We start from the raw sequence: 220 nt of genomic DNA, 5'->3' as shown, positions 1-220 counted from the left end.
AAAAGAACAGGACCTTACCTTGTTTATGAGTTTAATGGCAGGAATAAATGCTTTGTTGCATAAATATACAGGTCAGGACGACATCATAATTGGAACCCCGATTGCAGGAAGAGAACATCCGGATCTGGAGCATCAAATAGGTTTGTATCTCAATACGCTTGCCATACGAACTCAATTGAAAAAAGAGACCAGTTTTGCAGATCTTGCAGCCTCCCAAAAA

1 protein-coding gene is annotated in these 220 nt (G+C 40.0%); it reads left to right on the top strand.

The genetic code is table 11. The features are described from left to right. A partial coding sequence (locus tag FLA105534_RS22570; protein WP_173968334.1) for a condensation domain-containing protein occupies positions 1 to 220 on the top strand: 220 nt, incomplete at both ends.

The sequence above is a fragment of the Flavobacterium collinsii genome, from assembly GCF_902804485.1.
Classification (GTDB): Bacteria; Bacteroidota; Bacteroidia; order Flavobacteriales; family Flavobacteriaceae; genus Flavobacterium; species Flavobacterium collinsii.
The sequence above is the reverse complement of the archived record's forward strand: the minus strand, read 5'-3'. Positions and strand labels throughout refer to the sequence as shown.